The sequence below is a fragment of the Bdellovibrionota bacterium genome (genome assembly GCA_035292885.1).
In the GTDB taxonomy this organism is placed as follows: domain Bacteria; phylum Bdellovibrionota_G; class JALEGL01; order JALEGL01; family DATDPG01; genus DATDPG01.
The window spans coordinates 1-6,911 of the sequence record DATDPG010000071.1 but is presented as its reverse complement, the minus strand read 5'-3'; the positions used below and the strand labels follow the sequence as shown (position 1 = coordinate 6,911).

General features: G+C 54.3%; 5 protein-coding genes and 1 tRNA gene. 2 read left to right on the top strand and 4 right to left on the bottom strand.

The window, feature by feature from the left end:
* Positions 1-481: 481 nt before the first annotated feature.
* Complete coding sequence (locus VI895_05460; GenBank protein HLG19247.1) at positions 482-925, bottom strand: hypothetical protein; 444 nt, start codon at positions 923-925, stop codon at positions 482-484.
* 266 nt (positions 926-1,191) lie between these two features.
* Here VI895_05460 and VI895_05455 point away from each other — a divergent pair, with 266 nt between their 5' ends.
* The gene (locus tag VI895_05455; protein HLG19246.1) at positions 1,192-1,791 is read left to right on the top strand and encodes a hypothetical protein; all 600 of its coding nucleotides are present in this window, start codon (positions 1,192-1,194) and stop codon (positions 1,789-1,791) included.
* Between the two features lie 1,318 nt (positions 1,792-3,109).
* On the opposite strand, the gene VI895_05450 is transcribed toward VI895_05455, so the two are convergent.
* From VI895_05450 to VI895_05440, 3 genes are all read right to left on the bottom strand, one after another.
* Positions 3,110-3,316 carry a hypothetical protein gene (locus VI895_05450; protein HLG19245.1) on the bottom strand — a complete coding sequence of 69 codons (207 nt, stop codon included), beginning with the start codon at positions 3,314-3,316 and terminating at the stop codon, positions 3,110-3,112.
* A 138-nt stretch (positions 3,317-3,454) separates the two neighbouring features.
* Positions 3,455-3,531 (bottom strand) — tRNA-Asp (locus VI895_05445).
* A gap of 54 nt (positions 3,532-3,585) precedes the next feature.
* On the bottom strand, positions 3,586-4,461 hold the full coding sequence (locus VI895_05440) for a hypothetical protein (GenBank protein HLG19244.1): 876 nt from the start codon (positions 4,459-4,461) through the stop codon (positions 3,586-3,588).
* A gap of 191 nt (positions 4,462-4,652) precedes the next feature.
* On the opposite strand from VI895_05440, the gene VI895_05435 reads away from it, so the two are divergent.
* Positions 4,653-6,761 (top strand): elongation factor G, encoded by a 2,109-nt coding sequence (locus tag VI895_05435; protein HLG19243.1) that lies wholly within the window; start codon positions 4,653-4,655, stop codon positions 6,759-6,761.
* Positions 6,762-6,911 lie beyond the last annotated feature (150 nt).

The following is a 6,911-nucleotide window of genomic DNA, read 5'->3' as shown; positions in this document are numbered from 1 at the left end:
CTTTACGGAACGCATTGATTCAAAAAAAATCGACGAAGGAAAACAATATCGAACGAATGGCAGGTTTTATCGTTTATTGAGACAAAAAATCCCAAATGGATTAACACGCGGTCCTAGGTTGACCAGCGTGAAGGGACACGTCTGCCTACCTTTCCAAACCTCGCCGTCCGTTTTGTCCCGCTTCTCACCGTCGCCTACAGTGCCCAAAGAAACTCCGTGCAGGCTGCCCGAGGAGGGAGAAAACGGTTTACGCGGAGCCAATGCGGGATCTGAAGAAAGGCCGAGCCAAAGTTGCAGCCCAAACGAAAGTGAACCTCCGTAAGGCAGGCATCCGGGACCGAGTGGCCCTGATCACGAAAAGTCCGAAATCCTTTCCGTAACGGATGCAAGTAGTGGAGGTGGGTAGGCAGCGATTGAGGAATTGCCATGACCCGGGGAAGGGCTGCTGGAGCCGGAACACCGTAACTGCGACGGATGATTCCTAAGCGGGCGTAGTAATACGAGCGTGATCCTCCAGGAGCCTGCCGATGAAGTCGTAGTAGCCGTAAAGCTGGGAGCCGATGAAGATGCGGTGACGCATTGGAGGAGAAAACTCCCGGAAAGAGACCGAAAGGTCAAAGGCGAAGGACGGAACAGGAAAGGCAAGGAGATGGAACTCAAAAGAAACTGTCGCTCCGAGATCCGAAGAAAACCCGAGGACGGAAGAAGGGCAACGTACGAGCCCCTCATTCCCCCAAGGGGATCGATGAAGAGGCGACACAAGAAAGTTGGAGTTCTGGATCAAGCTTTCCTGAAGAGCCGTGTACGTGACCCGTACGCACGGTTCTGTGGGCGGACGGGGACTCTTCGGAGTCCCCTTCGACCCGCCAATTTTCGCGCGCGCCTGATCGGGCGAGAAAATTCCAGGGTAACTCTTAGGAAACATTCAGGGATTTCCCCGCCAAACGCCGTTCGAACGTAATTTTTTCCAAGAAAGCCTTCTGACCCCAATAATCTTTCCCCGCCAACGCAGCTCGGATCCATCGAGGATCCGAGCTGCGTATCGGATTCAAGGATCGGTGTGAAACATAAGAAACCATGGTAAGCAGGTCAGACAAGCTAGCTATGAGTTCAAATAGAGTTCCAACGAGTCGGCCCGTGATGCCGGACGAATTTCGAACTATCTGGGAGAATCCAGAGTATCGGGCGTTGATGGACAAGATGCTCGCGCTCGCATCGAGTGATCTTGAAGTTGAGGATCGAGCATTTCTTATAATGGCAACACATATCCGCGACGAACATTTTAGCTCCAGCATTTTTGCCGATATAGAAAGGCGGGATAATGAAGGGTGGAAGGATCCGGCAAGATTCTATTCCCTCATAAATCCTAATTTGTTCGATAAGCTAAGGAAGGCCCACTATCATCTTTGTAACTACAGACGACTCGAGGATCAGATCAAGGACGTAGGATTAACCATATTTTCCAAATTCTGGAAGGTAAGGAGCGTGGGTTCCGGTCACGACGCTATCTCCTTGGTAGCAGAATTTGAAGCCTTTGAGATCCAGATCGCATCCGCACTGGGGTATTTAGGGAGAGCCCTGAGTTATTATTCTAAGACGGAAATTCGAAATTTCACTCGGCTAACCCGCTATCTCGGAAGGGAACCGTGGCGTGGTGACCCAAGAGCCAAAGCTCTATCTCAGGCTTTGAATGCAACGAAGGTTATTTGGGAGCCTTTTTTTTTGCCGAGGGCGAGTCAAGTAGACGCGATCAGATCATTCACAGGTTTCCAGTTCCACTTTCTACCCTGAATGTTACTGAGGACTCTGAGGACAGGATTTATTTTGTCGCCATATCGTCGTCCTATCCTACGAGGGAGTTCATTCCAAAACCTTCGTTGCGAGAAGAAATGGAGAGTATTTTTTCGGGTATCATAAACGTTGTAAACAAACTTCTTGGAGCGCTCGTTGGATGGGAATCTCGACGGTGTTGCCCTTTCTGTTCCAGGAACGTGCTGGCTGAAACATTTCAGGGGGTCAAATAGTAATGCAATTCATAATTTACGCCCGCAAATCCTCCGAATCCGACGATCGCCAAGCCCTATCCATCGAGGCGCAGCTTAAGGAACTCCGCGAGTACGCTCGCCACGAACAATTGGATGTTCGCAGCGAGCTAAACGAGAGCAAAACCGCCAAAGAGCCAGGCCGTCCGGTGTACAACGAAATGCTCGAACGTATCGAACGCGGAGAAGCCGACGGAATTTTGTCCTGGTACCCGGACCGCCTGGCTCGCAACTCTGTCGACGGCGGCCGGATCATCTATCTTTTGGACCGCGGCCCCCTTAAGTCCCTCAAATTCCCCACGTTCTGGTTCGACAACACGCCTCAGGGGAAGTTCATGATGAACATGGCGTTTGGACAAAGTAAGTACTACGTGGACAATTTGTCGGAGAATGTAAAGCGGGGCATCCGAGAAAAACTTCGGCGCGGCGAATGGCCTGGATGGGCTCCCGTCGGCTACGATAACGACCTAAAAAATCACCAGATCGTGGTCGACCCCATCAAAGCGCCCATGATTCGGAAACTCTTTCGCGAATACTCCACCTACCGATTCAGCTACGATCAAATTTACGAAGCCGCCAAATCATGGGGACTAACCGGCCGCCGAGGTAACAAACCGGTGACGCGCTCGGAGATCGGTCGCATTCTTGTGAATCCATTCTATTACGGCCATTTCGCGTACCGAGGCGAGCTTCACGAAGGCGTCCACAAATCGATCATTTCAAAAATTCTCTTCGACGAAGTTCAAACGGTTTTAGCGAACCGCAGCCGAATGCAAAAAACGAAACGGCACCTCTTTCCCTTCAATCGCTTCTTAAAATGCGCGGAGTGTGGACGGGCTTTGGTCGGTCAGCAGCAAAAAGGAATTCATTACTATCGCTGCAGCTCCAGGCTCTCCCAATGCTCGGCCGAATATGTCAGAGAGGATGTCATCGCCGTTGAAGTTCAAGAAGCAATTGGGCGAGTCGCTGTACCGAAAAAGGAATATCGGCAGCTCAGTGACTTTGTGGAGAAGAATCAAGACAAAGACGCACTGGAAAAGCGCGCGAGGCAACTCGCCGCGGTGATTTCAAAGGTCGATCAACGGCTGGATGTGCTTCTGGACACCCGTTTGGACGGCCTTATCGGCCCCGAAATGTTCGTCAAAAAGAAGGAATCGCTGCTGGCGCAGAAGGCAAAACTTACGGAGCAATGCAACAAAGCCCTGGTGGGGGAGGACGGGACACTCGAACCGCTCCGGATGTTCATTCGTGAAGCCCATGCTGCGTGCGGACATGCGGCGGGGAAAGATTATTGGGGTCAGAAGGCTTTCTTGGAAAAAATTACGTTCGAACGGCGTTTGGCGGGGAAATCCCTGAATGTTTCCTACGAGTTCCCCTGGAATTTTCTCGCCCGATCAAGCGCGCGCGAAAATTGGCGGGGCGGACGGGACTCGAACCCGCGGCCTCCGGCGTGACAGGCCGGCGTTATAACCAGCTTAACTACCGCCCCTGATGATAGAAGCCTCTTCGGAGCGGGAGGTTGTAGCAATCCTTGTCGGTTTGGTCAAAGCCTGGGTGCGGGAAGGGAGGCCTTCACGTCGATCGGCGCGTTGTCGCCGCAACGGGTCGAGATCGTGGACCCGTCCACATCGGGGATGTCACAATCGTACGTCTTCCCTTCGGCCGTGAGCTTTGCATTCCGGTAATCGGACGAGACGGAAAGCGATACCGCATCGCCCAACGTTCGGGTTGGCGTGACGACGAAGCCGTCTCGCGTGCGACGAACGGCGGCATCTTGAAAATCGCGCTCTGTCGTTGTGCCTTCGGCGTCGGTCGAAAGGGATAAAGAGGCTTGAGTGGGGCCTTTCGCCGCGGACGGATCGGATGCAGTCGCCGTGGAGAGTGCCGCCTTGTTCTTGATTGTCATCGCGAGGTCTACGCTGCAGGCTCCCTCTTTCGCGTTATCCGTGCGGGCGCCGAGATGAAATACGGCCTGGCCGCCGCTTTGAGAGAATTGCCCCTTCATGACGGTGGTCCCTTTCACCGTCTGCTGGTCGGTGATTTTAATTTCAGCCGTGCCCTTGAGTTCGAAGGCTCCGGTCTTGTAGACGTTTCCGGAGAGTTGAGCTTTCGGATCCATCGCCTTGGTCTCGTCCATTGTACAGGTCAATTGTCCCGCCTTATGGTCGCAATGCATCGGGAAGGTGACTTTGTCGGGCCGTTCGTTCTTCTTCGTCCCGTCCGAACATTCCCATCTCAGCTCGCTCACGTCGACGATGTAGTCGACAGCTTTGGTTTCTGTGGCGTCCCCTTGGCGCCCTTCGATCTTCTTAGCTTCGGTTTCCAAACTCTGAACCGCATGCGTGGTTTTGTTTCCGCTCCCTCCGCATCCGATCAGGAGGAAGGAGAGGGTCAAAGGCATGGCAAGCTTGCGAATCATCGGCCTCGTATAACACATCGCGTCACAGCGCGTCAAGGAAGGTTGTTGGGCTATGCTAGATGGTCTAAGTATTTGTAATTAGTTCGTAAATATGATTGAGCGAAATGCCTAACATCTTCAGTTGATCGGAGGCGAATCTTCCGTTATGGGAGGCGGAAGTCTTTGTCCAACCCTTGCCACGGGAGGTTGCGGTGAACTCAGCCAAGACTTACTCAGCCCAGGATATTCGTAACGTTGCCATTGTCGGTCACAGCCACTGCGGAAAGACCGCTTTGGCCGAAGCGATCTTGTTTGATGAAGGGGCGACGACCCGTCTCGGCAAAACGCTGGACGGAACGTCGAGTTTGGATCTGGAAGCCGAAGAAGTTCACCGAGGAGGTTCGATCACGTCCCACTTCGGCTGGGTGGAGCATGGAGGAAAGAAAATCAATTTCATCGACACGCCGGGGGATCAGAATTTCTTTCTGGAAGGATTAACGTCGCTTTTGGGCGCCGACAGCGCGCTGGTCGTCGTCAGCGCATCGGACGGAGTGCAACTTCAAACGCGGCGCTCCTGGGCGGCGGCCGTGGAACGAGAACTCGCTCGGGTGGTGTTCGTCAACAAGATGGATCGCTTCAACGGCTCCTGGTCCCAGGAAATCGAATACATGAACAAAGCCCTCAACGCTCAGCTGGTGCCGGTTCAGATTCCGGTGGGGAAGGAGCAGAGCTTTTGCGGTGTGGTCGATCTGTTCGAACTGAAACTTCGGCGGTGGGTGCCCGACGGTTCGGGACGGATGAAGATGGAGGAGATTCCCGCGGAATTGAAAGACGAGGTGGAGGCCGCGCATTCGGCGATGTTCGATGCGATCGCCTCGACCGACGATGAACTCCTGGAAAAATATTTGGAAACCAACGACATGACGGCGGACGCAGCGAAGAGCGCGTTTACCGAGGCCGTGAAACGGAATCGATTGGTGCCGGTGCTGTTCGGCAGCGCCGCGGCCAACGTGGGCATTCAGCCGCTTCTGGATCTGATTGCGACGACGATGCCGAGCCCCGTCGAGCGGGGGACCGTGCCGTGCAAAGACGCCCAGGGGAACCCGGCGGAATGTGCTCACAACCCGGCCGATCCGTTCTTGGCGCAGGTGATTCACACGAGCGTGGACGAGCACACCGGGCAGTTGTCGGTCATCCGGATATTCAGCGGCGGGCTTTCAAAAGACATGCATGTTCTCAACGCCAGCACCCGAGAGGATCTTCGCCTCGGGACGGCGTTTGTTTTGCGGGGAAAAGAAAGGATCCGGATCGACGAAGTGGTCTGCGGCGACATCGTGTCGGCGGCCAAGCTCAAGAATACGCACACGAACAACACGCTCTGCGCGCCGAATCATGTGCGGCTTCTTTCTCCGATGACATATCCCAAGCCGATGATGTCGTACGTTCTGATTACGGCGACGCGAAACGACGACGACAAACTAAAAGCCGCACTTGAAAAACTGATCGAGGAGGATCCCACGCTCTCCATCTCCGTGGACGATCTCACGCACAAAATGATCTTGAGCGGAATGGGCCACGGACATCTCGAAAACGCGATCGAACGGTTGCGGCGGAAGTTTCAGGTCAACGTGACGACCGACCTTCCCGCGATCCCCTATCGGGAGACGTTTGAAAAGGCGGTGCAAAACATCGAGGGAAAACACAAAAAGCAGACCGGCGGGGCGGGGCAGTTCGGCGTTTGCGTCGTGCACGTCGAGCCGCTTCCGCGCGGGAAAGGGTTCGAGTTCGTCGACGAGATATACGGCGGCGCGATTCCGCGGAATTTCATTCCGTCTGTGGAGAAAGGAATCAAAGAACGATCGAAGCACGGCCTTCTGGCCGGATATCCGTTGGTCGATTTCCGCGTGCGGTTGGTGGACGGAAAGCATCATCCCGTGGATTCCAAGGACATCGCGTTTCAAATGGCCGGGGTGAAGGCACTGAAGCTCGCCATGCAGACCGCGGGCCTAAAATTGTTGGAGCCGTACTACAAAATGGAAATCGTCGTGCCGGCGGAAAGCTCGGGCGCGATCATGGGGGACATCAACACCCGGCGCGGCCACGTCGACGGCATGGACAACCACGATGGAACGACGGTGATTTACGCCACCTGTCCGCTATCGGAGATCCAGCGTTACGTTTCCGACCTCCACACGATGACGGCGGGGAAGGGAACGTTCATGATGGAGTTCCATTCCTTCAAAGACGTTCCTGGGCATCTGGTCGATAGGATTCAGAAATCCAGCCCGTACCTCAAAGAGGCACACGCGGCGGAAGAGTAACAAGCTACTGGATGGTGGTCCATCTGGAATAAACTCCGAACGTGGTTTCAGGAAAACTCGATGAAGATCTGACGCCGCAAAGTTTGCGCCCGCCGCCGCAGACGGCGTCGGATCACAAACTTTGCAGTTCTCATTGCTCGTTTGAAATTT